A 26000-nucleotide genomic window follows, 5' to 3' on the forward strand; every position below is an offset into this window, starting at 1 on the left:
CCCATGGACGAGTCGCCAGCACCCGTCGCGTTCGACGACCTGGTCGCGATCGACGTGCACACCCACGTCCTCCGCTCGGTGGCGGGGAGCGGACAGCCAGCGCCTTTCGAAGACTCGCTGCGCGAGCTTTTCGGCTTCGACGAGCTTCCCGACCTGCGACAGATGGCGCGCGATTATCGACGGCGCCGGATGGCCTTCGTGGTGTTCGACGTAGACGACTTCGCCACGAGCGGCCGACGGCAGACGGTGAGCAACGAGGAAATCGCCCGGGTGGCACTGGAGTACCCGGACGTGGTGGTGCCGTTCGGATCGGTCGACCCGCACCGCGGCGACGAGGCCGTCGCGATCGCCAGGCGGCTGGTCGAGCAGCACCACGTCCGCGGCTTCAAGTTCCACCCGACTCAGCAGCAGTTCTTCCCCGACGACCGGCAGTACTACCCGCTTTACGAGACACTCGAGGGGCTGGGAGCGACCGCGCTGTTCCACAGTGGAATCACCGGCGTCGGCCGGGGGCAGCCCGGCGGGAGCGGCATGCGGCTCAAGTTCTCCAACCCCATGCGTCTCGACGACCTCGCGGTCGACTTCCCGCGACTGCGGATCATCATCGCCCACCCCTCCTTTCCCTGGCAGGACGAGGCGCTCGCGGTCGCGCAGCACAAGCCGAACGTCTACATCGACCTGTCCGGCTGGTCGCCGAAGTACTTCCCCGAGTCCCTGGTCGCGAACATCAACGGCCCGCTTCGCGACAAGGTGCTGTTCGGGTCCGACTTCCCGGCGCTCACCCCCGAGCGCTGGCTGGCCGACTTCGCGACGCTGCCCGTCAAAGAGCAGATTCTGCCCATGGTCCTGCGCGACAACGCGGTGCGCGCCCTCTCCTGGCCCGGCGGTCTGTCGACCGGACAGGGCTAGGCCGATCGAGGGCACCCGGTCTCGACTCGCCCGGCGCTTTGAGGGGGCTCTTTTCCCGGCCCTCGACACGCGGGTGTGAGCGCGGAAACCGCCCGGACAGCCAGGAATGTGGCGACGGGCCGCTTTCGCCGACGAGGGGCGGGGCTGCCTGGTGTTGCTGTCGCGGCTGTTGATGGTGGCTGGCAGAGCTGTCCGCCCTGGACCGCCTACACGGTGACCGGTGCGGTGCCGGGGCGGGAGGTGGCTTGCCAGGCGTTGCCGTCGGCGATTTCCGGTGCGGGGTAAGGAAGCCCAGTGGTTCCCCCGCCGGTGGCACCGTGACGAGGGTGCCGCCGGTGGGGTGCGGGGTGGTGACGACGCCGTGGGTGGCGGGCAGGTCGGTGGCGGCGGGTTCGCGTTTGCTGCCGGGGATGTAGTAGCCGTTCTTGCCTTGGCTCGGCCGTTGCGCCGGATGGCGTGTCTTGCAGCGGTTTCTGCCCGCCGAAGAATCGGTTGACGGTTCATCGTGCCGCGGTGGCCAGCTCACCGCGCGAGGCGACCTTGAGCTTCCGCAGCACGCTGGCGACGTGCTGTTCCACCGTGCGCCGGGACAGGAACAGCACCTCGGCGATCTCCCGGTTGGTGTGCCCGTCCGCGAGAAGCCGGGCGACGTCCTGTTCGCGCGGGGAAAGCTCGTTGCCGTACCCGCGTCTGCCGCGCCGTGAAGGGGCCACTGCGCCGGTCGCGCGGTGGGCGTGCCGGCAGCGCGCGGCCGCCCGGGTGGCACCGAGGCGGGCGAATACCTCTGCCAGGTCGGGGAATGCCTCGGCGGCGCCCGGTTCGCCCATCGCGAGCCTGCTTCGCGCGAGCTGTTCCCTGGCCAGCGCTGCCGGATACGGCGCGGGCAGCCGGTCGTAGCCTTCGCCAGCTTCGTGGAAGAACTTCGCCGCGTGGGCGTGGTCGCCGTGATGTGCGGAAAGGACGCCGTGACAGACGAGCAACGCGACGGCAGCCAGCGGCGCATCGAGGCGGCGTACCTCCCGTTCGGCCTCGTCGACCAGGGCGGCGGCGGCTCCGGTGCGCCCGACGCGGCAGTACGCCTCGACGGCGACCGGCAGCAGCTCTCCCGACCAGGCCCAGTTTCCCTTGGCGCGCAACAACTCCAGCCCGCGGTCCGCGCGCGCCGCGGCTGCCTCGTCGTCGGAATGCGACAGCAGCATGCTCGCGATCCCGGCGTGAGCGGCGAGCACCACGGGGGTCACCGCGTTCTCCGGTTCGTCGGGACCGACGGCGGCGAAATGGGCGGCGGCCCGGTCCCGTTCGCCGTGGGCGGTCGCGAGCAGTCCGAGCACGAGGGAAAGTTCCCCGCTCATCGGCAGCAGCTCCCGGTGCTCGGACAGCAGCGCGCGGGCCTTGTCGTCGAGCCCGTCCCACCGTCCGGTGAGCCAGTCGGTGTGCACGCCGGTGGAGCGCGCGATGCCGATCAGGTACGGCGCGCCGCAATCCGACGCGAGTTCGATCGCGCTGCGCACCATGCTGCCCGCGCGCCGGTGGTGGCCGATCCACGCGCACGCGTCGGCGACATTGGCGTGCAGCCGGGCCAGCTGGCGTTGCTGTTCGGCCGACGAGACCGCGGTCGAGACGGCGTCCATCGCCGCCAGCGCGTCCGGGTCGCCGATCTGGAGCCGGGACGGAAGGCTGTTCGCCAGCAGCGTCAGCACGAGGGTGCGATCGGTCGTGTTCGCGACGACCTCGTCCGCCCGGTCGAGCCAGCGCAGGTGCTCGGCGACCGGCGTGGCCCCGAACCACGGCTGGCCCAGCACCGCGATGCCGCGGCCGGCGAGATCGGGCCGGTGGCCGAGATCGTGCACGGCCAGCTCGATCTGGGTGCGCGCCGCCTCGATGCTGCCCGCCTGGCGGATCAGCAGCAGGCCGCGGCTGAGCCGGATCTGCCCGCGGTGCGTGCGGGAAAGCCGGTCGTCGGACAGCAGCCGCTCCAGCGCGCTCGCCACCTCGTGCTGGGCGGTGCCGTAATTGGCCAGCTCGCTCAGCTTCACCGCCATTCGGTCCACATCGGACGAATCGAGGCCCGGATCCGACAGCAGGGTGCACAGCAGATCGGTCGCGGTCGCGAGATCCCCGGCCGACGTGGCGGCGTCGGCGGCCGCCTCGGCGTAGCGCCGCGCGTCGGCGAGCGCACCTGCCTTTCGGCTGTGGCGGGCCAGCTGCGCCATCGGCGCGGGGTTTTGCCGGCGGAGCAGGGAAACCGCTCGTTTGTGCAGCTCTTGCCGGTCCGGGCCGGGAATCGTCCGGTACACCGCCTGTTGCGCGAGCGCGTGGCGGAAGCCGTAGTGGAAGTCCGCCAGTTCGACCAGCGCGTGCCGTTCGAGCGCGAGAACGAGAGCTTGCCTGGCCCGCTGTGGCGGCAGTCCGGCCAACGCACCGAGGAGTTGCGCGGACGCGGGCACGCCGAGCACCGCGGCAGTCTCGGTGATTCGTCTCGCGGGCACGGGAAGGCCGGAAAGCCGTTCGAGTACGGCTTCGCGGAGCCGTGCGGGCACGCCGACGCCGTCGAGGACCCGGCGCACAGTCAGGCGATCGGCGTGCGCTGCGGTCTGCGCGTCCAGTGTGCGCACCATTTCCCCGATGACGAACGGAATGCCGCCGGTCCGCTCGTGCAGCAGTGCGGCGAACTCGGCGGACACGGTGCCGCCGAGCAGCTCGCTGGCGAGCAGCCGAGTCTGTTCGGTGTCGAGGGGACGCAGTTCCAGCAGCAGGTTCGTCGCGCCCGCTGCGGGCCGGAAGGCGTTGCCGTCCGGCATTTCCTCACCGCGATAGGTGAGCAGCAGGCTGGTGTCGCGCGGCGGCTCGGCCGTGAGGAACCGCAGCAGCCGGCGCGATCCGTCGTCGCACCAGTGCAGGTCTTCGACGACCAGCAGCACCGGCCCGAGCGCTTCGAGCACCTCGCGGACCGCGCGGAAGAGCCGGTGCTGGTCGGCACGGCGGTCGCCGAGCGAGGGCGGGGTCTCCGGAAGGTGCGAGCCGAGTTCGGGCAGGTACGGGCGCAGCGCCCCGGCGACACCGGTGAGCGGCCGCGCGTCGGGCAGGTACCGGCCGGCGTCGCGCAGTGCTTCGAGCACCGCGCCGTACGGGAACGGCTCGCGCATCGCCTGCCCGCACCCGGAGAGGACCCGGCGTCCGGCCAGCTCGCGGCACCGGAGCGATTCCGCGACCAGCCGGGTCTTCCCGACGCCCGCCTCGCCCTCGACCAGCACGACCGACGGCGGCCGGACAGCGGCCGCCGCCAGCGCGCGCAGCTCCTCGCCCCGGCCGACGAGCGCGGGGGCGCCCACGGCGGCATCGTTGCGCACCATGGCCTCCCGATTCCGGAAAAAGCCGCACAGCACCCAAACCATCCTTCTCGTGAACGGAGTTTAGGTCGGGGCGGATGCTCACGGAACCCGTACGGCCGGTTACCGGACTTTCGTAGGACAGCCGCTGGAGGGCCAATAGTTACGTAGTCCTACGGACCGCAGCCTCGCTTGTTCGGACCCGGCGGGCAGCCGAAGAGTGGTGTTCCTGTGGCTCTCCGTCACAGGCAAACCGACGAGTTTCGGGGTGAGTTCCAGATGCGCAGGAAGGCAACTACGGCACTGGCGCTCGCCGTGTTCGGCGCGACGGCGCTGGGCACGGCGGGCGTGGCACAGGCGGCCGAGGGCACTGTGGTGCCGGCCAAACAGCACTACGGCGACCAGTACATCGTGGCGCTCAAGGACGCTTACGGCGGGCAGTCCTCGGCGGCTTCGCTCACGCAACGCTACGGCGGCGAAGTCCGCTCCACGTATTCGGTCGCGATGCACGGGTTTTCCGTGCGCGGGATGACCGCGCAGCAGGCGCGCCGGCTCGCCGCCGATCCGGCCGTGCGCACCGTCTACGAGGACGGCACGGCCAAGGTCGCCGACACGCAGCAGGACGCGACCTGGGGCCTCGACCGGATCGACCAGAAGAGCCTGCCGCTCGACCGCGGCTACACCTACCCGAACACTGGCGAAGGCGTCACCGCCTACGACCTCGACACCGGGATCAAGCCGGACAACCCGGAGTACGAAGGACGCGCGAGCGTCGGCAAGGACTTCGTCGGCGGCGACGGCATCGACTGCAACGGGCACGGTTCGCACACCGCGGGCACGATCGGCAGCAAGACCTACGGCGTGGCGAAGAAGGTCAAGATCGTCGCGCTCAAGGTGCTCGGCAACGACTGTTCCGGCAACGGCCCGGACTCCGCCGCGGTGGACGCGATGGAGTGGGTCACCGCGAACGCGGCCAAACCCGCGGTGGCGAACATGAGCCTGACCATGGACCAGGCCGGGGTCGGCGACGACGCGATCAAGAAGTCCATCGCTTCCGGCGTCGTCTACTCCGTCGCCTCCGGGAACTCCTCGACCGACGCGTGCGGCACCAGCCCGGCCCGCGTGCCGGAGGCGATCACGGTGAACGCCTCCGACGAGAACGACAACCGGGCGTCGTTCTCGAACTACGGCTCCTGCACCGACATTTTCGCGCCGGGCAACAACATCACGTCCCTCGGGCTGTCGGACGGGAGCAGCGCGAACATGAGCGGGACGTCGATGGCCACGCCGCACGTCACCGGCGCGGCGGCGCTCTACCTCGCCGCCAACCCGGGCGCCACCGCGCAGCAGACGCGCGACGCCCTGGTGGCCGGAGCGGTCGAGGGCGTGATCAAGAACCCGGGCAGCGGTTCGCCGGACAAACTGCTGAACGTCTCCTTCATCGGCGGGACCGGGCCCGCGCCGAAGTGCGGTGTCAAGTCGAACACCGCTCCGGTGGCCATTCCGGACGCCGGCGACGCGGTGACCAGCTCGGTGACCCAGGACAGCTGCGACGGCAAGGCCTCGGCGACCCTTCCGGTGAAGGTCGACATCGCCCACACCTACACCGCGGACCTCGTGGTGGACCTCATCGGCCCGAGCGGGAAGGCGTACTCGCTGCGCAAGGCCGGCGGGGTCGGCGAGGCGACCGGCGTGCACAGCTCGTACACCGTGGACGCCTCCGCCGAATCGGCGAACGGCACCTGGAAGCTGAGCGTCAAGGACGTCAACCGGTTCGACACCGGTTCGATCGAAGGATTCACGATCACCTTCTGACCGGGGGGCCGGAAACGGTGCGCCGCGGTCGTAATGGCCGCGGCGCACCGTCTTGTCACCGGACAGTCAAGGTGTAGGTCGCACTGCCGCTCTTGCCGTTCGCGTCAGTCGCGGTGACGGTGATCGGGTAGGTGCCCGCCTGGAACGGTGCGAACACCTGCATCGTCGAGCTGCCGCCGGAGGAAATGGCCTGCGGGGTGAAGAACGGCGAGATCGACAGCCCGGAACCGGACGCGGACAGCTTGAGCTGGCCGGTCCCGCCGGCCGCCGACACGGTCGCGTCGCTGAACGAGCCCGCGCCGACCGAGCCGCTCGCGGGCGTCACGGCGACCTTGACGTCGCCAGTCGGCGTGCCCTTGCCGACGGTCAGCGTGAGCTTCGCGGTGGCGGTGTCCGCGGCGCCCTTGCCGGAAATCGTGATCGGGTAAGTGCCTTCCGGAGTGCTGGCCGCGGTTTCGACGGTCAGCTTGGCGGTGTCGCCGGACGTGATCCTGGCGGGCTGGAAGGTCGCTTTCGCGCCGTCCGGCAGCCCGGACGCGGTGAGATCGACCGATTCCGCGCCGTTCTTGCCCGCCTTGCTGGTGACGGTGGTCGAGAGGTACTTGCCCGGCTCGACCTGGGCCGAAGCGGGGCTGACGCCGAGGGAGAAGCTGTCGTTGCCGACGTTCCCGATCTGCTCGGCGACCCAGTCGCCCATGTCGTTGTTGAGCCTGCCGTAGACGCTGTACCACTTGAAGTCGCTGCGGCTCCACGACGCGACGCCGACCACCTTGCCGTCCACGATCAGCGGGCCTCCGCTGTCGCCGGGAAGGATCGTCGGGTCGCCGTTGGAGTAGCCGGCGCAGATCATCGTGGCGTCCTGGAATCCGGCGCCGACTCCCTGGCAGTTCGAGCCCTCCCGGATCGGCAGGGTGGCCTTGTCGACCGTGACGTCCCGCGAGTCGTCGTTGAAGTCCTTCTTGCCGTAGCCGACGCCGACGCCGTTCTTGCCGGGTTTGCTGAGCTCGGTGTCCGCGGAGGTGGCCACCTTGGCGTACTGGCCGTTCGGCACCAGGATGTCCGCGTCGGTGGTGACGACCGCGACGTCGTAGCCCTGGTCGAAGTTCACGTATTTGGGGTGGGTGTCGTAGCTGACGACACCGAGCCGGGTGCCGCCGCCCGCGTTCAGGTCGTCGAGCCCGTACAGGAACGTCTTCTTGCCCTCGGCGGCCTTGCAGTGCGCCGCGATGAGGATCTTGCGCGGCGCGACGACCGACCCGGTGCACGTCTGGCCCTGCGGACGCGAACCGCCCTCCCGCAGCCCGGCGATGATGAACGGGAACTCCGCGACCGAACTGTCCTGCCCGTGGTAGAACTGCGGGCGCATGGCGGGCGGAATGTGCGCGTCGCCGGTCGGGGCGACCGCGGCGGCGTTCGGGGCCGGGGCCGCTTGTGCCGTGCCGTCGAGCAGCGGCGCGGACAGGACGGCCAGCCCGGCGGCCAGCAAGCCCGGTATCCGGTGGGTTCTCTTCACAGCGGTTTCCTTTCCTAGGACTGGAAAGTCACCTTCCGGTGCCCGGCTGTGCGGCAGCAATCGGGGAATCGGGCCGTAGGGGTACGGATCTATCGGACAGGCCGCGGACTCGGTCGCGACCACCACCGCGGAGGGACCGGCTGAAGCCGGGCAGCAACCGCACGGACCCGTTCTAGCCGCAGCCGATGTTCGTCAGCGACAGCCGGGGCGCCTCCGGCAGCGCAGTTGACGGCCAACCCCGGCCTGCGAACCACCGGGACCATGGACAGCGGACCCAGCTTCTTCCGGTTCGCCCGTTTCCTCCAGTTGGGGGCGACCGGCCGAAAAACAACGGAAACATCCCCGTAACACCGCGCGGTTAGCTTGCAGCGGCCGGTAGTCGAGACGAGGAGTTCCAGCGTGGTGGATACCGGAAGCACGACCTGGCTGCTGGTCAGCGCGGCGCTGGTGATGCTCATGACGCCGGGCCTCGCGCTGTTCTACGGCGGAATGGTCCGCGCGCGCAGTGTGCTGAACGTGATGGCGATGACGTTCGTCTGCCTCGCCACGGTCGGTCTGGTCTGGGTCGCCTACGGGTACTCGCTCGCGTTCGGCTCCGACTGGTTCGCCGGGCTGCTCGGCAACTTCCGGCTGGCGGGGCTGCGCGGGCTCGCGGAGCAGACCGTCGCGCTTGGCGGGACCGTGGTGCCGCTGTATGCGTTCGTGGCGTTTCAGCTGATGTTCGCGATCATCACCGTCGCGCTGCTCGCCGGCGCGATCGCCGAGCGGGCTCGGTTTTGGACCTGGACGCTGTTCTCCATCGTCTGGGCGACGCTGGTGTATTTGCCGGTGGCGCACTGGGTTTTCGCTCCCGACGGGTGGATCGCGGCGAAGCTGCACGTGCTGGACTTCGCGGGCGGCACCGTCGTCGAGGTCAATTCCGGGGCCGCCGCGTTGGCGTTGGCGCTGGTGCTCGGCCGTCGGCACGGCTGGCCGCGGCAGGCGGTCCGGCCGCACAACTTGCCGTTCGTGATGTTCGGCGCCGGGTTGCTGTGGTTCGGCTGGTTCGGGTTCAACGCCGGTTCCGCGCTGGCCGCGAAGAACCTTGCCGCGACGTCGTTCCTCAACACCGCCGTCGCGGGCGCGGCCGCGGTGGTGGGCTGGCTGCTGGTCGAGCAGATCCGCGACGGGAAGCCGACCACGCTCGGCGCGGCGTCCGGTGCGGTGGCCGGGCTGGTGGGGATCACGCCGGGGTGCGCTTTCGTCGAACCGCTCGGCGCGATCGCGATCGGCGCCGTCGCGGGCGTGGCGTGCGCGTTCGCGGTGAGCCTCAAGTACCGGTTCGGTTTCGACGATTCGCTGGACGTCGTGGCGGTGCACGGGCTCGGCGGGTTCGCCGGGACGCTGCTGATCGGCTTGTTCGCGACGGCGGACGTCAATCCGCAGGGCGCGGACGGCCTGTTCTACGGCGGCGGTTTCGGCCCGTTGTGGCGCCAGACGGCGGGAACGCTGGCGGTACTAGGGTATTCGTTCGTGGTGACCCTCCTGATCGGCTGGGTCATGCACAGATTCCTGGGATTCCGGATCGACCGCGAGGCCGAGATCGACGGTGTCGACGAAGCCGAGCACGCCGAAGGCGCGTACGAGCTGGCAATCCAGTCCGGACGCCGGGGGAGCGCGCCCGCCGGCGCGCCGGGGACGTCCCGGCCGGCGCGCGAGGAGAACCGATGAAGCTGCTGACCGCCGTGGTCAAACCGTTCGTGCTCGACGATGTCCGGACGGCGCTGCAGGACCTCGGCATCGCCGGGATGACGGCGACCGAGGTGCGCGGCTACGGCAGGCAGAAGGGGCACACCGAGGTCTACCGCGGCGCCGAGTACGCGGTCGATTTCATCACCAAGTACCGGCTGGAGATCCTCCTCGACGACGACCAGGTCGACGCGGCGCTGCGCACGGTGCTGGAGACCGCGCACACCGGCAAGATCGGCGACGGCAAGGTCTGGATCACGCCGGTGGAGACCGTCGTCCGGGTCCGCACCGGCGAGCGCGGCCGCGACGCGCTGTAGCCCGCGGCAGCCGGGCGAGGCCCGCGTTCACAGCTGCTCGCCGAAGAACTCGGCCAGCTTCTCCGCCGCCGCGCCGACCGCCGCCGGCCGGTCGTAAAGGTCGACGTGGGACGCTCCGGCGACCCGGAACAGCTCCTTCGGGCCGGTCGCCCGCTGGAACGCCTCGATGCTCATCCACGCGGTCTCGGCGCGGTCGCCGACGATCATCAGCAGCGGCCGCGGCCCGAGCAGCGAGAGCGGCGCGAAAGCGTCGAAGAACGCGAGCCGGTCGATGCTGTCCCAGGTCAGCGTCTTGGCGGACCGCGGGTGCGCGGCACGCGGCGTGCAGTAGTACTCCCAGCCCTCGTAGACGTGCTGCCCGGCGGCCCGGGCTTCCTGTTCGTTCGCCGGGAAGACCGGCAAACCGCCGGAAGCGGTCCGGGAAGCGGCCAGCATCCCGTCGAAGACCGCCGGGTCCTGGGTTCCGTCGGCGCCCAGGCGCAGCTGGCGGGAGACGTCGGCGGCGCTGACCGTGGCGACGGCTCGCACCCGGCGGTCGGTGGAGGCGGCGGTCAGCGAGTAGCCGCCGGACGCGCAGATGCCGAGCAAGCCGATCCGCGCGGGGTCGATGTCTTCGCGGCTGGTCAGGTAGCTGACGGCGGCTTTGAAGTCCTCGACCCGCTGAGCGGGGTCTTCGAGTCCGCGCGGCAGGCCCTCGCTTTCGCCCTGGTAGGCGGCGTCGAAGGCGAGAGCGGCGTAGCCGTGGGCGGCCATCAGCTCAGCGTACGAGCCCGCGGTCTGTTCCTTGACGCCGGTGCCCGGGTGGCCGACGACCAGCGCGGGATGCGGGCCTGGGGCGTCCGGGAGGTAGAGGTGGGCGGCGATGCGGAGGTTGTTGCTGGGGAAGGAGACGTCGGTTCGCATGCCTCCAGCTTCGGCGCGGTCCGCAGCCGCGACCAGGGACAGTGCTGCCTATGCATCCCAGTACCAGGCACACCCCGCACACTGGGGACATGGCGAACGAACTGGGCGACTTCCTGCGGGCCCGCCGAGCGGCGCTCGATCCGCGGCAGGCCGGGTACCCGGACGACGGACGGCGGCGGCGGGTCCCCGGGTTGCGCCGCGAGGAGCTGGCTCAGCTCGCCCACCTCAGCATCGACTACATCGTGCGCCTCGAACAGGGCCGCACGAACCGCGTGTCCCGGTCGGTGCTCGACGCGCTGGCCGACGCCCTGCAACTCGCGCCGGACGAACGCGAGTACCTCTTCACGGTCGCCGACGTCGCGCCGGTCTCGCCGCGTCCCCCGGCCCGGCCCGAGGTCGCGCCCCGGTTGCGGCAGCTGCTGGACACGATGCGCGACATTCCTGCCATGGTGCTGCACCGCCGGATGGACGTGCTGGCCTGGAACCGCGGAAGCGCCGCGCTGCTCACCGATTTCGCGGCGATTCCGGCGGCGGAAAGAAACCTGATCCGGCTGACCTTTGTGGACGAATCGTTCCGGTCGCTGTACGCGGATTGGCCGCGGGCGGCGCGGGAATGCGTCGCGGTGCTGCGCATGGAAGCCGGCCGGACGCCGCACGATCCGGCGTTGAGCGCGCTGGTCGGCGAACTGAGCGTGCGGGACGCGGATTTCCGGCGGTGGTGGGCGGAGCACCAGGTGCGCGGTCCGCGAGCGCTGTCGAAGGTCTATCGGCATCCGGTGGCCGGGCGGCTCGAACTCGACGTTCAGCAGTTCACTGTGGACACTCATCCGGAGCAGCTGCTGGTGGCGTATACCGCGGAGCCGGGTTCGCCGAGCGAGGAGGCGCTGCGGTCTGTGTCGTGAGGCCGGCGAATGCGGAAGACGCGGCGAATTCGCTGCCGTCGGAAGGAGTTTGCGCGGAGTGAATGCCCGGACCGGGTAGCGGCGACGAAAGCACCCCGCCGGAAAGCGCGGGGCGATGCCCGGCCTCGACGGGGTCGCTTTCGTCGCCGCTGGTTCTGCACAGCGCCGAAGGCCGCCGTTCGTGCTGATCGCGGGTCAGGCGTGGTGGACCAGGGTCGCGCCGGTCCGGAAGTCCTCCAGGACCGCGGTGATTTCCCGGTGCCGGACCACGCACGTGTAGCCGGGGGCCTCTGTGCCTTTCACCTGGACCGGGAATTTCGCGACCCCGGCGACGGTTCCGTCTTTGATCGGGTGATCCGAGGTGGTCAAGCCGGTCGCGGAGGCGTGGAGGTCGATAGTCGACTCGCCTTGGGTGCAGAAGACCTTGATGTCAACGCTCAATTTCGTGGAAATCGTGGTCTTGCCGCTCAACGGCACATCGACCTCCCGGAACGACACCGTGGCCACGACGCCGTCCCAGGCGACTTTGGTGGCCTCCGGCACGAAATGCGCTTCGGCGGCCGATGCGGTGCCGGAACCGGTGGCCAGGAGCGCCAGCGGCGTGGCGGCGGTGAGGGCCGATTTTGCCCAGTTCCGCCAAGCTGTTCTCGGCGACCCGGCTGGACCGCTCGGGTGACGTCTGGCGGGCAGCGCCCGGGGTTCCTGGAAAAGCATGCCGACTCCTTGTCCGGTGCTCGAACGGAGGGAACCCGCGGCGGCCGGCCCGGCGCCAGCCGCCGCGATCGCCGGCCTGGGCGCGGCCGGCGGCGAATTCCCGGTCAGACTGGCTGGAAGTCCACGGGGACGTCATTGTTGTTCTGGTCCTTGGCGCCGCCGGACGCGCCGTTGACGACCGTGAAGTCCTTGGTCGTCCCGTTGAATTGCAGCCGCAGCGTTTCGAAGCCGATCCGCAGGGACGACACGCCCCGCAGGTTGGCGGCCGCGACGCGGAACTTGACGTCGATGTTGACGTCGATCAGCTGCTCGTTGCGGAAGGTCTCCTTGAGGACGCTCCGGTTGCTGTCGTGCTTGAAGCTGACGACCCACACCTTCCAGCTGTCCGACGACGGAAGATTGTAGACCTGGTACAGGGCCTTGAAGTTGTAGCTCCGGAGCCTGCCGTGGATCTCGCCTTCGAGGTCGAAGCCCTGCGACTGGACCACGAGCTTCTGGAAGGTGCTGAAACCGTGGAACGCGGTGATCTGGTCGTCGGCCGGGGCCGCGCGTCTGGCGAGGGCCCCCGAATCGACGAGCTGGAACGGGCCGTGGGTCACCTCGATCGCGGACGCGCGCGCCGCGCTGGCGGAGGCCGCCGTCACTCCCGTGGTCAAGGCGAGCACGCCGGCCGCGATCGCCACCGCTGCCCGGGTGCATGCCTTCCAGGCGCCAATTTTCATGTCCGTCTCTTTTCTGTTCCTGTCCGGTATGGGGCACGTTTCTGGAATTGGGCCTTCGACGGCTCGTGCCGCCGTCGAACACCTCACCAGCAGCGGCTGGACGGCGACTGGACGGCGATTGGACCGTGCGCTCCCATCGGGGAACCGGGTCGCTCGCAAGGGAATTCGCAGCAGTCACGGTCGAGTCCACAAAGGACAGCGGAGAACCGGAAACAGTCGATTTATCCGGCGGGCGGCCCTGGCGTGCACCCGGCCGACGTCGGTACTTTAGCCCGAGCGGAGCCACTTTCTTGTGCGCTGGCCGCGAGGACCATTACGTTGGGGTTCGCAGCCGATAGCTGGGGGCCACGGTGGCAGCGAGACCGGTACGCATCCAGGTGCTGGGAGCGCTGCGGGCTTGGCACGACGGCGCCGAACTCGACCTCGGCCCGCCCGGACGGCGCGCGGTTCTCGGGCTGCTCGCGCTCGCCGGCGGGGATGCCGTGGCGCTGCGGGACCTGGTGGACGCGCTGTGGGGCGACCGGCCCCCGCCGAGCGCGGTGAACGTCGTCCAGACGCACGTCAAGCATCTGCGGCGGTCGCTGGAACCCGGCCGTGCGCCGCGGGCGGGCAGCGGGGTGCTGCCGCACGTCGGCGGGGGTTATGCCGTGCGGCAGGACGCTGTCGAGGTCGATTTGTGGCGGTTCCGCGAACTCATCGCCGAGGCGAAAGACGCGCACCGGGACGCCGACGCCGCTCGCGTCGTCGCTTCGCTCGGCGAGGCGCTCCGGCTGTGGCACGGCAGGCCGCTGGCCGATCTGCCGCCGCTCGCCGGCCATCCGAAGGTCGTTTCGCTGGTCGCCGAGCGCCGGGAGGCGTTCTGCCGGTACGCCGGGGCGATGATCGACGTCGGCGCCGCGGCGGAAGTCTTGCCCGGCATCGCCGAAGCCGCCGCGGAACAGCCGCTCGACGAAGCCGCGCAGGCCCTCCTGATCCGCGCCCGCCACGCGCTCGGCCAGCGGGGCGAGGCGTTCCGGCTCTACCGGCAGGTGCGGACGCGGCTCGCGGACGAACTCGGGATCGACCCCGGGCCCGAGCTGGAGGCCGCGCACGCGGCTGTGCTGCGCGACCCCGTCACCACGGTCCCCGCCGGATCCCGGCCGACACAACGGATTCCGAAGCAGCTGCCCGCGGAACCGCGCGGATTCGCCGGACGGACGGCGGAGCTGTCCTTTTTGGACCGAATGGTGGACGGCGGCATCGCCGTGGTCTCCGGCACCGCGGGCGTCGGCAAGACCGCGCTGGCCGTGTACTGGGCCCACCGCGTCCGGGACCGCTTTCCGGGCGGGCAGCTGTATGCGAACCTGCGCGGCCACGCACCGGGCGCCCCGGCGGCACCGGCTGAAATCCTCGCCCAATTCCTTGCCGCACTGGGGATTTCGCCTTACCGGGTGCCTGCCGATGCGGAGACCGCGACCGCCCTGTACCGCACGCTGACGTCCGACCGGCGGATCCTGGTCCTGCTGGACAACGCCGTCAACCCGGAGCAGGTCCGGCCGTTGCTGCCGGCCGGGCCCGGCTGCCTGACCGTGGTGACCGGCCGCGACCGGCTGACCGGCCTCGTCGCGGTGAACGGCGCGCGCCGGCTCGCGATCGACGTGCTCAGCTCCGAGGAAGCCGTCGAACTGGTCGCCGGAGTATTGGGTCCCGCGCGCGTCCGCGCCGAGCCGGAGGCGGCCGTCGAGTTCGCCAAGCTGTGCGTCCATTTGCCGCTCGCGCTGCGAATCGCCGCGGCCAATCTCGCCGACCGGCCCGGTTCCGGCATCGAGGACTACGTCGCGGAACTGCGCGAGGGCAACCTCCTCGGCGCGCTCGCGGTGCCGGGCGACGACCAGACCGCCGTGCGGGTCGCGTTCGACCTGTCCCACGCCGCCCTGTCCGCCGACGTCCAGCGGTTGTTCCGGTTGCTGAGCCTGATTCCCGGGGCGGAGTTCGGCGCCGAGGCGGTGGCCGCGCTGACCGGTGCCGAGACGACGCGGGCGGCCGCCCTGCTGGACCGGCTCGCCGCCGCACACCTGGTCGAACACGCGTCGGGCCGGTACCGCTTCCACGACCTGCTTCGCCGGTACGCCGCCGAGCAAGCCGGGCAGCTGGAGTCCGCCGCGGCCCGCGAGCAGGCGCTGCGCCGCTTGTACGACTGGTATCTGGCATCGGTGGACGGTGCCGCGCGCCTTCTGTACCCGCACATGCTGCGGCTGCCGGGCTCCGCGGTGCCAGCCGAGTTCGCCGGGCTGGGCGAGGCGTCGGCGTGGCTGGACACCGAACGCGGCAATCTCGTCGCTGCCGTGCGGTTCGCGGTCGAGGTCGGGCCGCGGCCCATGGCGTGGCGGCTGGCCGACGCGTTGCGCGGGTACTTCTGGATGTGCATGCGCCGCGTCGAGTGGCTTGCAGTCGCCGAAGCCGCCCTGCGCGCCGCCGATGCGGACGGGGATCCTCGTGCGCTGGCTGCCGCCCGGCTCAGCCTCGCGGACTTGTACTTCCGCCAGGGCCGATACCGGCAGGCCGTCCGGCAGTACACGGCATCGCTGCTGCTCGCGCGCCGGGCCGGCTGGGCCGAGGCGCAGGCCGCGGTGCTCGGCAATCTGGGGTGCGTCTACTGGCAGTCCGGGCGGCTGGCCGACGCCGCGTCCCGGTTCGGCCGCGGACTGACCCTCAGCAGACGCATCGGCCAGCCGGCCGGCGAGGCGGTCGCGTTCGGCAACCTCGGGCTGGTCCACTGGGAAATGGGCCGGCTCGCCGAAGCCGCCGAGCACTACACCCAGGCGCTGCGCCGGTACCGCCGGATCGGGTCCCGCTACGGCGAAGCGATCAGCCTCGCCAACCTGGGGCAGGCACAGCAAGCTCGCGGCCGGACGGCTGAGGCGGTGGAGCTGCTCTGCCAATCGCTGGACCTGCAGTGCGAGGCGGGAAACCGGGGCGGGGAAGCGGAAACCCGCAGCCGGCTGGCCTTGGCGCACGGCGAGCGCGGCCACCGGGCCATGGCGCTGGAATGCGCCGGCGCGGGGCTCGCGCTCGCCCGGGAGGCGGGGGACCCGCGAACCGAGGCGGAGGCGCTGGCCGCGCTGGCGGCCGTGCTCGCCCGTTTCGGCGACCGGCCGGAGGCGACCCGGCGGTACGAACAGGCCCTCGACCTCATCCGCGAAACCGGCGACCGCTACCCGGAAGCCGACGCGCTGATCGGCCTGGCGACGGTCACCTCGGATCCGGAGCCGGCCCGGCAGGCGCTCGCGCTCGCCGAGGGAGCGGGCTACCGGGCGTTGCGGGGCCAGGCCTTGACGGCGCTGGCCGGAGCCCTGCTCGCCCGCGGCGAACCCGGGGCCGCCGCCGAGCACGCCCGCAATGCGCTTGCGGTGCACCGGGAAACGGGCCACGGGCCGGGGGAGACGCGAACGTTGGCGCTCCTTTCCCGGCTGAGCCGGGGCGAGTGATTCACCAGCGGGTGCCGCTCTTGTCCACCAGGTAGGCGCCGTCCGGTTCGACGGTGACGGCCAGCCAAGGGTTCACCCCGTCCGTCCCCTGGCAGGCGAACTCGCCCCGGTCGTAGATCGTCTGGCCGGTGCCGTCCTTCGCGGGGGCGCGGTATTCCTCGACGACGCGCACCCAACGGCAGGCTTGGTTGAGCACCTGGTGGGTGATGGCCAGCTCGACTGACGTGATTTTCGCGCCCTGCACACACCACGAGATCCGGTTGGAGTATTTCCATGCTCCTTCGTTGACCAGCTCGATGGGTGCGGTGGACCAGCACCCGTGCCTTTCCGCCGCCACGCCGGTGCCGGACGGGACAGCGGCGAGCAATCCCGCCGTGACGGCTGTGAGTGCGCCGGTTCTCAGCATGACGACCCCCTTGTTTTCGTGTGCTCCCAATCTCTTGGCTCTCCGGCGGGGCCGCAAGACGGGGTGGGGGGTGGTCCAGTGGGCGTTCAGCGGGTGTCCAGTTCGGGTGCGTGGCAGTTCTGGTGGGGCAGGGGTCTACTTCTCGCGCTGCCTGGTGATGTTTCGGATCTCCGACTCGGGCGAAGCTTCGTACGGAAATGCCGCGCGGCAAAGAGATCCCCGAAGAATTCCGCGCACTGTGGAAGGCACCCTCCCGGGGCGACACTGCGAAATCCGCACGGCGCCTTGACCGGAGAAGAAAACCCCGCCGGATCCGGAGTCCGCTTCCCGTACCTGCGGGGGTGTGCCGGAGCCGCGATGATCGGCCAAGCTGGGCGGGTGGCGACGTATCGGCAGGTGTTCGGCAGGCCGGAGTTCCGGGCGCTGTTCGCGAGCATGGTGGTTTCGGTCGCGGGCGACCAGTTCGCCCGGGTGGCGTTGTCGCTGCTGGTGTTCGACCGGACGCGCTCGGCGGGCTGGACCGCCGGGGTTTACGCGCTGACCTACGTGCCGTCGATTTTCGCCGGTCCGTTGCTGTCGGGGCTCGCGGACCGGTGGCCGCGGCGGCGCGTCATGGTGGCCGCTGACCTGCTGCGCGCGGTGCTGGTCGCGGTCATGGCGATTCCCGCGCTGCCGCTGCCGGTCGTCGCGGGGCTGCTGGTCGTGGTGCAGGCGGCTGGGGCGCCGGGCAACGCCGCCCGGGCGGCGACCGCCGCGGCGGTTCTGCCGGGCGAGGAGTTCGTGCTGGGCAAGGGCGTGCTGGACATGGTGGTCCAGCTGGCGCAGGTGGCCGGGTTCGCCACGGGCGGGACGCTGGTCGCGTTCTTCGGTCCTGGCCAAGCACTGGTCGCGGACGGCGTGACGTTCGTGGCGTCCGCGGCGGCGGTGCGGTTCGGGATCCGGGCGCGGCCTGCGCCGGGCGTGCCGGACCCGGGGACCGGGACGCGGGCGGGGCGGTGGTGGGCCGATCTGCGCGCCGGGACGGTGCTGGTCGCGCGGACGCCGCGGCTGCGTTCTCTGGTGGGTTTGGCTTGTGCGGCCGGGTTTTACGTCACGGTCGAGGGGCTGGCGGCGCCGTATGCGGAGGCGATCGGCGGGTCCGCGCAGGCGGTGGGGGTGCTGCTCGCGGCGAGTCCGGCCGGGACGGTCCTCGGGATGCTGATCGTGTCCCGGCTGCCGTCGCGGGTGCGGATGCGGTTGCTCGGCCCGCTCGCGGTGGCCGCCAGCGTTCCGCTGGTGGTGTGCGCGGTTCAGCCCGGGCTGGCCGTGACGGCTGTCCTGTGGGGGCTTTCGGGAATGGCGAGCGCGTATCACCTGCCGGCGTCGGCGGCGTTCACGCTGGCGGTTCCCGACAGCCGGCGGGCGCAGGCTTACGGTCTGGCCGCGACCGCGTTGACGACCAGCCAGGGCGCCGGGATCGCGGTGGCCGGCCTCGCGGCGACCGCGGCGAGCCCGAGCGCGGTCCTCGCCTGCTGCGGGGCACTCGGCGTGCTGGCCGCGCTCGCGGCGGGCGCGGCTTGGAACCGCGCCCGCCGTGCCGCGGAACCGGGGTAGCGGATCAGCGGGCCCACTCGTTTCCGCGGAGGCGGTCCCACTCGTTGCCCTGGCAGCGGGTCCACTCGTTGCCGCGGCCGAAACGGGTCCATTCGTTGCCGGGTGCGTTGTTCATGGCGGTGCCTTTCTCGAAGGGCGGTTGGTCCGACCGGCGTATCGACGGCCGGCGCCGCTGCGGTTACCGTGATTACTCTTCGTTGACAGGGGCAGGTACCAGCGTGACTGGCGAGGGTGGCGGACGCACGGCGAAGCAAGGGCTGCGGTCCCTGCCGCGCCCCGCGCTGTGCCTGGTGCTCGCGGTCGACGCCGGCGCGGTCGGGATCGGAGTGTTTTCGTCGATCTCCGCCGAGATTACCCGGACGCAGTGGCTTTGGTTCGCCGTCCTCGCCGCGGCCGCGGTCGCGCATCTCGAGGCGGTCCGCACCATCGAACGCCGCCGCGAGCAGGCGTCGAAGAAAGCGCCGTACACGAATCTCAAGAGCCTGTGGGTGTTCGCCGCGCTGCTGGTGCTGCCGCTGCCGCTCGTCCTCGCCCTGACGGCGGTGTCCTACGCGTATTGCTGGTACCGGGTTTACGGACCGACCATTCTGTTCCGCAAGGTCTACTCCGCCGCCACGTTCGTGCTCGCGTCGGCCGCCGCCTCCGTTGTCCTGAACAACGTTTCCCCCGGCGCCCGGCTGCCGCACGATCTGTGGTCGCTGCTGCTCGTGGCCGCCGCGGCCGCCGTGTGGTGGCTGGTCAACTACGCCTTGGTCGTGGTCGCGATCTGCTTGTCCACGCACGAGAAACTCCCGGTGCGGCAGGCCTTGGGACATCCGGGCGACCAGCTGGTCGTCGCCTCGGCGCTGGGACTCGGCGCGACCATGGCCGTCCTGCTGGTCCGCGAACCGTGGGCGCTGCCGGCTCCGATGATCGCCGTGCTGTGCGTGCACCGCGATCTGCTGCTGCCCCAGTACCTGCGCGCGTCCCGGACCGACCAGAAAACCGGACTGGCGGCCCCGGCGTACTGGGCCGACGTCGTCACCGCGGCGCTCGACCGCGCGAAACTCAGCCAGACCAGGCTCGGCGTGGTGTTCCTGGACGTCGACAAGTTCAAAGCCGTCAACGACACCTACGGGCACCCCGCGGGCGACCAGGCCATCCGCGCCGTCGCCGACCTCGTCCGGGCCGAAGTCCGGTCCGAGGACCTCGTCGCCCGCTACGGCGGGGACGAACTGGCGATCCTGGTGCCAGGCCTCGATCCCGGCCAGCTGCTGGCCGTCGCGGAACGGATCCGCACGCGTCTGTCGCACACGCCGGTCGTGCTTACCGCTACCACCGACGGGCAGCCCCGCACGTTGCCTGGGGTGAGCACCTCGATGGGGGTCGCGTCGTATCCGGAGAACGGGGCTACCGTCGATCAGCTGCTCATGTCCGCGGACGGCGCGCTGCTGCGGGCGAAGCGGAACGGGCGCAACCAGATCCGGGTGGCGGGGGCCGTGGTGCTGGCGGAGGTTGATCCTCGCAGTGGTCGGGCTTTCGGCTGAATCGCTTTCTGCTTGCAGCAGACCGTGAACGGAGGAGATACCTGGAGCGCCCGAGGTGCGGTCAGGACAACCTTGAGAAAGTCAGGGCAACTCGGTTTAACGGATACGGCGACACAGGAGATTCCTGCTCGCGACCGTTCGGCTGCGTTTGACGGTCTATGAGTGCGGCTGACGAGCCAGCGTCGTGGCTGATGCTGGCGGCTTCAGGTTGGTTGGTGCAGTCCTGTCCGATTTGGCAGTTCGACTCAAGTCTGCCTTGCGAGAGGTTCACGGGCAGGACTTGCTGGCGCGAATCGCTACGACAGAAGTCAACGGAATGAGCTGGTATGTCTCGCGTGAATGTACGATGACCGAGCCGCCCGATACACCGGCGAGTCCTCCGCAGTATCGTGCACTTGCCGACTCGACCGTGACGGTGGGCTCCGTATTGCTCGTGGTTGGGGCGAACCAGACGAGCCCGGTCGCCGCGGCGGCCAGGCATAATCCGAAGACTGATGTCCTGCGGGCGACGACGATCTTCCGTCCGGCTTCGGCCGTCTCCGTGCGAGTCCAGGCTTCCAGGTCCTCGCCTGCCAGCAGGCAAGTTTCTCCCGGCGCTCCGGACGCCGCCCGGATCGCCGACAGGGTGGCGACGACGAATGCGAGGAGCGCCAAGCCGAACAGAGCCGCAGTCAACGGTGCAAAAGGCACGGCGAGGCTGATCAGGTTGTCGCGCCCCTTGATCACCAGGACAGCGCTGAACAGAGCCGTCAAGCCGGTCAGTCCGGTCCGCCATGATTCAGCTTGTTTGCGCGTCGCCTCAAGCTGATGGAACCGAAGTTCCTGTGCTTTCCGTGCCCACAAAAGCCGTTCGGTGCTCACGACGTTTCCACCCGCCAGTGCGCGCCGCAGCCCAGGAACGGTTCGTCGGCCGGACGGTCCGCGTGGCCGTGGCCGCAGTCGCAGCAGACCGTTCGGCCTCCGGCGGGTTCAGGCGTCGCTTCCTTCTTCCGCAGGAACGATTTGTAGCCGTTTCCCGTGCCGTAGTACCAATTGGTCGTCGTTCGGCCGCCGCAGCCGGGGCAGATCCCGGTGACGGTGATGCCGCGTCCGCCGGCGAGAGGTTCTGAGACGAATCCTGGTTGCAGTTCGTAGTCCTTGACCTGGTAGGAGATCGACCGGTGGCGTTCGATCCGGGTGTTGTCAGTCAACGGGATCCTTCTGGAGAAAGTTCGTATTCGAACAGAGGAGCGTAGCGCCGCAGGCGTTCGCGGACTGCCGTCGAGGTTTCGTCGATTTCACGCGCGCCCGCGGCGATGTGCGCATCGGTGACAGTTCCGGAGATCGACGGCTCCTGGCCGTCCAGATGCACCGTGAGGAGGAGAAGGTCCTGCCAGGAAACGATGTCCGGGAGGCAGGCAGCCGGGTCGTAGGTCCACGACAAGCCGATCGGTTCAAGCGCTGCGAAACGCGAGTGCGCGGCGGCCAGCGTCCACCCCAGCCTCCCCGCGGTCTGTACTAGCCACAGCGGCGTCACTGTATGGATGTAGGACCGCCTCCCCTCCTCGTCCACCGAAGTCAGCATCGCGAGGTCATGCCGGTCTGCGGGCCTGTCAGGCAGCGTTTTGCGGGTTGTCGCATCGATCGTCGGAACGGGCGCGCCGAGCGCCCGGTAGGGTTCCAGTCGTTCGAGCAGGGTCGAGATCGATTGGCGTGCCGTCGCTGCCGCTTCGACTAGATCGCCTGGGCGCAGCGCCCAGTTCACCTCGAAGTTGCCCTCTCTGTCGAGGCTGTTGTGATGAGGGCCTAGCAGAGCGATGCATTCTTCGTATCGGGGCGTCAATCCCGCGGCGGCGGTCGCGGCCGGCGGCAGAGCCGACAGGTCGGCCGTGCTGGGGTATATGTCTTCGAAGTATCTGATGGTCTTGGGGATGTCGTAGTCGAGGAACCAGGCCAGCTGGATGATCTCCGGGGCGGTTATCGGACGGCCCAAGTCGACTATGTCGAGCAGACGCCGCCGGCGGCGCAGTCGTTCCTCGTAGTCGTGAAATTCCCGGGCGCCCACCTTGAACAGCAGCTCCAGCACGGCGAGCCACCCGGGGGCGAGGACACGGCGATGCGCGTACCAATCGAATTGGTACAGCTCGTCGTTGATGACGGCCTGCTCGTCTTCGGTCACCGATTCCGGGGCCGAGCCGGTGTCCGGGAGGCGGATCATGCCGATGTCAGCGAGTCGCTGCAATCCGGCGAAGACCTGCGGAACGGGCTCCCTCGTTGTGCTCGAGAGCTGGATGAGGTGCAGCCAGGAGAACTCGAAACCCCACGTCTCCGCGAACCGCAGTGCTTCCTGCTCAAGCTGTGTGGGGTCTTCCGGGTACGACTGTCTGCCGGCCACCTCGTAGCCGAGCGCGGTGAAGCGATCCAGCAGGGTGAGCACGTAGCCGACCGAGTGCCCGAGTTTTGAGCTCGCTCGCAGCACATGAGCAGGGGAAACGGACGGGCTCATCCACGGAGGGCCGACGAAGAAGTCCTGGTTGAACAATTCGACTTCGCCGCGCGTGAAGACATGACTGCCCAGTTCGCCGAGGCGGTCGGCCATCGGATAGGCCCAGCCGGCGGGCACGAAAGCGGCTACTCGCCGGATCACCTCGTCGAGCGGGACGCGAAGGTCTGCGGACGCTTTTGCCAGGCTGAAGCCGACGGTCGGCTTGTCCCTGCCTGGCGGTGCGAAGGCAGCGACGGCGCTGAGCAGAGACTTCTCCTCGGTGCGCTCGGGCAGGACCTCGTCCTTGTCCATGAATCGGTAGTCGATCGGGGGGACGTCGCGTGCCGCGGAGAGATCCAGCCCGGTGATCGCGTAGCGCCGCAGACGCTTGATCCGGTGTGCGGGAGACTCGTCTTTGTCCGCAGCTGCAGCGAGAACCTCGGCCGTCGACGGCCGTCCGAACTTGCTCGTGTTCCCGTAGTAGCGGCCAGATGAGTAGATCGCTCCGAGCACGTTGGCGTCCATCGGGCTGACGACGGGGAAACCGGCTGTCGTCTCCGGTTCGGCCACGTGTTCGGAGCCTGCGAACGCGGCGAGGCCCTTCCACGCACCTACTCGCCAGGCAGATATCCACCAGTCTCTCGTTCCGCCGCCCCACGGGATCATCTCGCCGGTGAACAGTTCGCGATCGACCGGCAAGCATCCGACTTGATCCAATGGCGCGCTGGTCCGTCCCCAGGCGCCCTGCACGGCCATGTCGTGCTCCTGATCGAGGAGATAGGCGAATACGTCCTCGGCGATGGTCGGAGTCTGGCTCGCCACCTCCCACAACCACGGCAAGGTAAGCCCTGGCCACTGCCGCAGGGCGGGCAGGGAGTCGAGGACCTGCTGCCGGATCCAGTCCCTGTCCCATTGACGCAGCCGGTTGCGGTCTACGGTGAATTGCGGTCGGCGCTGTCCGCGAAGGTTGACGATGAGACCGTGGCGCTCCTCGTTCGTCCGGACACCATCGGCGGCGAACCCTCCTTCTCCTGGGACCCACCACAGGTCGTCACCGTGTTTGAGCGGTTCGACGATCGCATCGGGGAACCGCAGCAACTCTGGTTGCCAGGTCTCGCGTGATCCACCGGTTTCGGTCACGTCGACCGCGTACTCGGCGATCCAGAGCAGGCGGCGCAGAGTACGAAGCACGGACAGCGAGTCCTCGCCGGTCAAGTACAGCCGGATCCGGGTTCCCCCTGCCGGCATGTCGCTCGACTGGGTGATCTGAAACAGGCTGCCGCTGCTGGCGATGCGCACGTTGAACGCCTGAGGGCCGACCACGTCGTCTTCGCCGACCGGTCGGGTCGTGATGTGGATTTCCTCCGCGATCATGAAATAGCTGAACACTCCCACGCCGAATTGGCTGTTGGGAATGAGCCGCAGCGGGGGATCGAGTTCTTGCCAGCGCATCTGTTCCGAGCGGAACCCCGACCGGTAGACAAACCGTTCGCCCGCATTGGCGAACGTGCTCATCATCGTCTCCTTGCTCATCCCGACTCCGTTGTCGGTGCATTCGATGAACTCCCGGCCCTCGGGATCGGTTCCCTGCTGAAACGCAATCTGTCCCGCCCAGGCCACGACAGGACGGTCGAGCCGAGTCAGATAGCGGCGGCGGACGTCGCGGTAGCGACAGGCGTCCAGCGCGTTCTGGTAAAGCTCGCGGATCGCCAGATCTGGCTCGCCGTACAGCTGGCGGCCCATCAGCAGTTCGCGAACTTTGTCGTCGGAAAGCCGAAAGCGAAGCAGCGGCGTGTCGAACACCGGCTGCCCGTCCTGGTTCTCCGGCCGAAGTCCCGCGCAGTTCGCCTTGGAGGGGAGCTGGCCGATCAATTCCTCGGCAGGCTCGAAAGCCGGGACGGTCGTGAGCACGACATCGGCACGGCGCACGAGGTCGGTGAACGCCGCGTGCAAAGCGGGATGATCGCAGACCGCGTGCAGCTCGAGGTCGGTGCCGTTGCGCTCCCAGCGCGCATTGACGGTCGCGGCGTGCAGTGCGGACAGCTGAACCTCGGAGCCGATGCCCAGGTGGTCCACCACGACAGCAGACACCCGGCGAGGGTCGGCGGCCAGCACTCCGCCCAACCACAACGCAGTGGCCAAGGCACGCATGCGAGAGTCGAAAACCCGCTGCCGCACCAGATCCACCAGGCGCTGGTCGTCCGCCGAGGCATCCACGCACTCGATCAGAGTATGGATAGTCGAACAGATCTCGCCCTCGGTCAGCGACGAGGTTCCCCAGCCTGCCGTCGCTCGTGCCAGTTGTGCGCAGAGCTGTACGACGCTCGGTTCAGTCCACAACGCGGGCCGGACCGCAAGCCATTGGTGTACCAGCCACATCCCCAGCGCATCTCTGGGTTCCGCGCGATTGCGCCGGGCCAAGCCTTCGGCACGTCGGCACACGTGCTCGTAGATGGAGTGGGTGGTTTCGAGGTCGCTTCTCGCGCCGTCGCGGAAGGTGCGGGTGAAATTGGTGGGCTCGACGGTCGCGGCGAGCCGGATGCCCGCACTCAGCGCCGCCTCCCGGAGGAATGGCGCCGCTACGAGAACCGCCAACTCGACCGAGCTGAACCGCGCTTGCGGAGGGAGGCATTCGTGCACGGCCGCCAGCACCCGGGACGGATAGTCCTGTGCTGCCCAGGGATCGGCGATTCCAGTGCGGGCCGAGAGGAACTCCTGTGCCTCGAGCCATTGCTTGGAGCACTGGTCGACAACACTGAGAACCGCTTCCGCCGCCTGCTGACGGCTGGGGCTGTCCTGGAGACAGCGTTCCCACAGCGGGGTCTTCTCCGCGGCCCTCCGCCAGGCCTCGCCCACCTGGTCACCCGCGCAGATGACGGAATCGCCCGGTTTCTCGGTGTTGCCTGGACGGTGCGCGATCACCAGGTCCGGCTTCTGCTCCAAGGCGTCCGTCCTGGCCGTCTTGCGCGCCATCCGGCGCATGACCTCTTCGTACACCTCAGTCAAGGTCCGCGCGGAGTTGCGTCGATCCAGCACCTCGGCCAGCGCCTGAGTGAAATAGCTGCCATCGTCGCCGTGCTGGCTGCGCTCTCCCGGCTGGCAGCTGTTGAACAATACGAAGGAGCCGTCCGGCGGATACGGCAGCTGGCCGCTGCCGGGCAACTGCGCCAGCGAGTCGGACAGGTCGTCGCGGCAGGCATCCACTGCGAACACCACGAGACTGGCCCGGCATTCGCCGAGGCGACTGGGGATCAGTGAGACGAGGCATTCCGGATCGGGTCCGTTGGGACCGGTATAGGCGTCCTGCGGCACCAGGTAGCCCTTGCCGTCGACGGCGACGCCGTGGCCGGAGAAGTACAGGAGGAGGGTTCCGCCGGTTGCGACGTCTCGAAAGGCTTTCATCGTGGCCGAGCGGATCCGGTTCCCGGTGGGTTCCCGGCCCGATTCGTCGCCGACTCCGCAGTATCGGACTTCGTAACTCGACTGGGCCAGCACGTCCGCCATCCGCCTGACGTCTGCGGCGACGACGTCGGGCAACGCCTCGAAAAGATCATTGTCGCAGGAAGGGACCCCGATCAGCAGTGCGAGCCGATCTGCCACGGCCGCCTCCCTGGTTCACGTCGCCTGCAGGAACATACAAAGTTCGCAGGCGACGATCGGTTCGTTACAGCGCGCGACTCCTCGCGGATAGT

Annotated in this window: 17 protein-coding genes; 8 read left to right on the forward strand and 9 right to left on the reverse strand. The window is 69.6% G+C overall.

Annotated features, from left to right (window positions below; genetic code table 11):
• Nucleotides 1-3 precede the first annotated feature (3 nt).
• Entirely contained in the window at nucleotides 4-909 is a 906-nt protein-coding gene (locus tag F9C12_RS37975) for an amidohydrolase family protein (RefSeq protein WP_409463636.1), read from the forward strand.
• Nucleotides 910-1409: 500 nt separating this feature from the next.
• Here the strand turns inward: F9C12_RS37975 and F9C12_RS37980 are convergent, their stop codons facing one another.
• Nucleotides 1410-4241, reverse strand: a complete 2832-nt coding sequence (locus tag F9C12_RS37980) for an ATP-binding protein (protein WP_409463637.1) — start codon at nucleotides 4239-4241, stop codon at nucleotides 1410-1412.
• A 276-nt stretch (nucleotides 4242-4517) separates the two neighbouring features.
• Between F9C12_RS37980 and F9C12_RS37985 the strand changes: the two genes are divergently transcribed.
• Nucleotides 4518-6053, forward strand: a complete 1536-nt coding sequence (locus F9C12_RS37985; RefSeq protein WP_409463638.1) for a S8 family peptidase — start codon at nucleotides 4518-4520, stop codon at nucleotides 6051-6053.
• Nucleotides 6054-6108: 55 nt separating this feature from the next.
• Here F9C12_RS37985 and F9C12_RS37990 read toward each other — a convergent pair whose 3' ends face one another.
• On the reverse strand, nucleotides 6109-7566 hold the full coding sequence (locus tag F9C12_RS37990) for a trypsin-like serine protease (protein WP_409463639.1): 1458 nt from the start codon (nucleotides 7564-7566) through the stop codon (nucleotides 6109-6111).
• A 399-nt stretch (nucleotides 7567-7965) separates the two neighbouring features.
• On the opposite strand from F9C12_RS37990, the gene F9C12_RS37995 reads away from it, so the two are divergent.
• The gene (locus F9C12_RS37995) at nucleotides 7966-9276 is read left to right on the forward strand and encodes an ammonium transporter (RefSeq protein WP_409463640.1); all 1311 of its coding nucleotides are present in this window, start codon (nucleotides 7966-7968) and stop codon (nucleotides 9274-9276) included.
• Nucleotides 9273-9611 (forward strand): P-II family nitrogen regulator, encoded by a 339-nt coding sequence (locus F9C12_RS38000; RefSeq protein WP_409463641.1) that lies wholly within the window; start codon nucleotides 9273-9275, stop codon nucleotides 9609-9611. Before F9C12_RS37995 ends, F9C12_RS38000 begins: the two co-directional genes overlap by 4 nt.
• A 27-nt stretch (nucleotides 9612-9638) precedes the next feature.
• Here F9C12_RS38000 and F9C12_RS38005 read toward each other — a convergent pair whose 3' ends face one another.
• Nucleotides 9639-10514 (reverse strand): alpha/beta hydrolase, encoded by an 876-nt coding sequence (locus F9C12_RS38005; RefSeq protein WP_409463642.1) that lies wholly within the window; start codon nucleotides 10512-10514, stop codon nucleotides 9639-9641.
• A gap of 89 nt (nucleotides 10515-10603) precedes the next feature.
• Here F9C12_RS38005 and F9C12_RS38010 point away from each other — a divergent pair, with 89 nt between their 5' ends.
• The gene (locus F9C12_RS38010) at nucleotides 10604-11416 is read left to right on the forward strand and encodes a helix-turn-helix transcriptional regulator (protein WP_409463643.1); all 813 of its coding nucleotides are present in this window, start codon (nucleotides 10604-10606) and stop codon (nucleotides 11414-11416) included.
• A 195-nt stretch (nucleotides 11417-11611) separates the two neighbouring features.
• On the opposite strand, the gene F9C12_RS38015 is transcribed toward F9C12_RS38010, so the two are convergent.
• Both F9C12_RS38015 and F9C12_RS38020 read right to left on the reverse strand, forming a co-directional pair.
• Nucleotides 11612-12130 (reverse strand): hypothetical protein, encoded by a 519-nt coding sequence (locus F9C12_RS38015; protein WP_409463644.1) that lies wholly within the window; start codon nucleotides 12128-12130, stop codon nucleotides 11612-11614.
• A 104-nt stretch (nucleotides 12131-12234) separates the two neighbouring features.
• Nucleotides 12235-12852: a hypothetical protein gene (locus tag F9C12_RS38020; RefSeq protein WP_409463645.1), complete on the reverse strand. Its 618-nt coding sequence runs from the start codon at nucleotides 12850-12852 to the stop codon at nucleotides 12235-12237.
• Nucleotides 12853-13202: 350 nt separating this feature from the next.
• Here F9C12_RS38020 and F9C12_RS38025 point away from each other — a divergent pair, with 350 nt between their 5' ends.
• Nucleotides 13203-16319: a BTAD domain-containing putative transcriptional regulator gene (locus F9C12_RS38025; protein ID WP_409463646.1), complete on the forward strand. Its 3117-nt coding sequence runs from the start codon at nucleotides 13203-13205 to the stop codon at nucleotides 16317-16319.
• 1 nt (nucleotide 16320) lies between these two features.
• Here the strand turns inward: F9C12_RS38025 and F9C12_RS38030 are convergent, their stop codons facing one another.
• The gene (locus tag F9C12_RS38030) at nucleotides 16321-16725 is read right to left on the reverse strand and encodes a hypothetical protein (protein WP_409463647.1); all 405 of its coding nucleotides are present in this window, start codon (nucleotides 16723-16725) and stop codon (nucleotides 16321-16323) included.
• Between the two features lie 357 nt (nucleotides 16726-17082).
• Between F9C12_RS38030 and F9C12_RS38035 the strand changes: the two genes are divergently transcribed.
• Nucleotides 17083-18318: an MFS transporter gene (locus F9C12_RS38035; protein ID WP_409463648.1), complete on the forward strand. Its 1236-nt coding sequence runs from the start codon at nucleotides 17083-17085 to the stop codon at nucleotides 18316-18318.
• Between the two features lie 218 nt (nucleotides 18319-18536).
• Nucleotides 18537-19844, forward strand: a complete 1308-nt coding sequence (locus F9C12_RS38040; RefSeq protein WP_409463649.1) for a GGDEF domain-containing protein — start codon at nucleotides 18537-18539, stop codon at nucleotides 19842-19844.
• 267 nt (nucleotides 19845-20111) lie between these two features.
• Here the strand turns inward: F9C12_RS38040 and F9C12_RS38045 are convergent, their stop codons facing one another.
• Genes F9C12_RS38045 through F9C12_RS38055 form a run of 3 tightly spaced genes read right to left on the reverse strand, consistent with a single transcriptional unit; the run spans nucleotide 20112 to nucleotide 25908 of the window.
• Nucleotides 20112-20705: a hypothetical protein gene (locus F9C12_RS38045; protein ID WP_409463650.1), complete on the reverse strand. Its 594-nt coding sequence runs from the start codon at nucleotides 20703-20705 to the stop codon at nucleotides 20112-20114.
• Nucleotides 20702-21034, reverse strand: a complete 333-nt coding sequence (locus F9C12_RS38050) for a hypothetical protein (RefSeq protein WP_409463651.1) — start codon at nucleotides 21032-21034, stop codon at nucleotides 20702-20704. The genes F9C12_RS38045 and F9C12_RS38050 overlap by 4 nt, the downstream gene beginning before the upstream one ends.
• A complete protein-coding gene (locus F9C12_RS38055) occupies nucleotides 21031-25908 on the reverse strand; it encodes a caspase family protein (RefSeq protein ID WP_409463652.1) in 4878 nt (1625 codons plus the stop codon). The genes F9C12_RS38050 and F9C12_RS38055 overlap by 4 nt, the downstream gene beginning before the upstream one ends.
• Between the last annotated feature and the right edge of the window lie 92 nt (nucleotides 25909-26000).

Origin of the sequence: Amycolatopsis sp. GA6-003 (assembly GCF_046267895.1) — a bacterium.
Taxonomy (GTDB): Bacteria; Actinomycetota; Actinomycetes; order Mycobacteriales; family Pseudonocardiaceae; genus Amycolatopsis.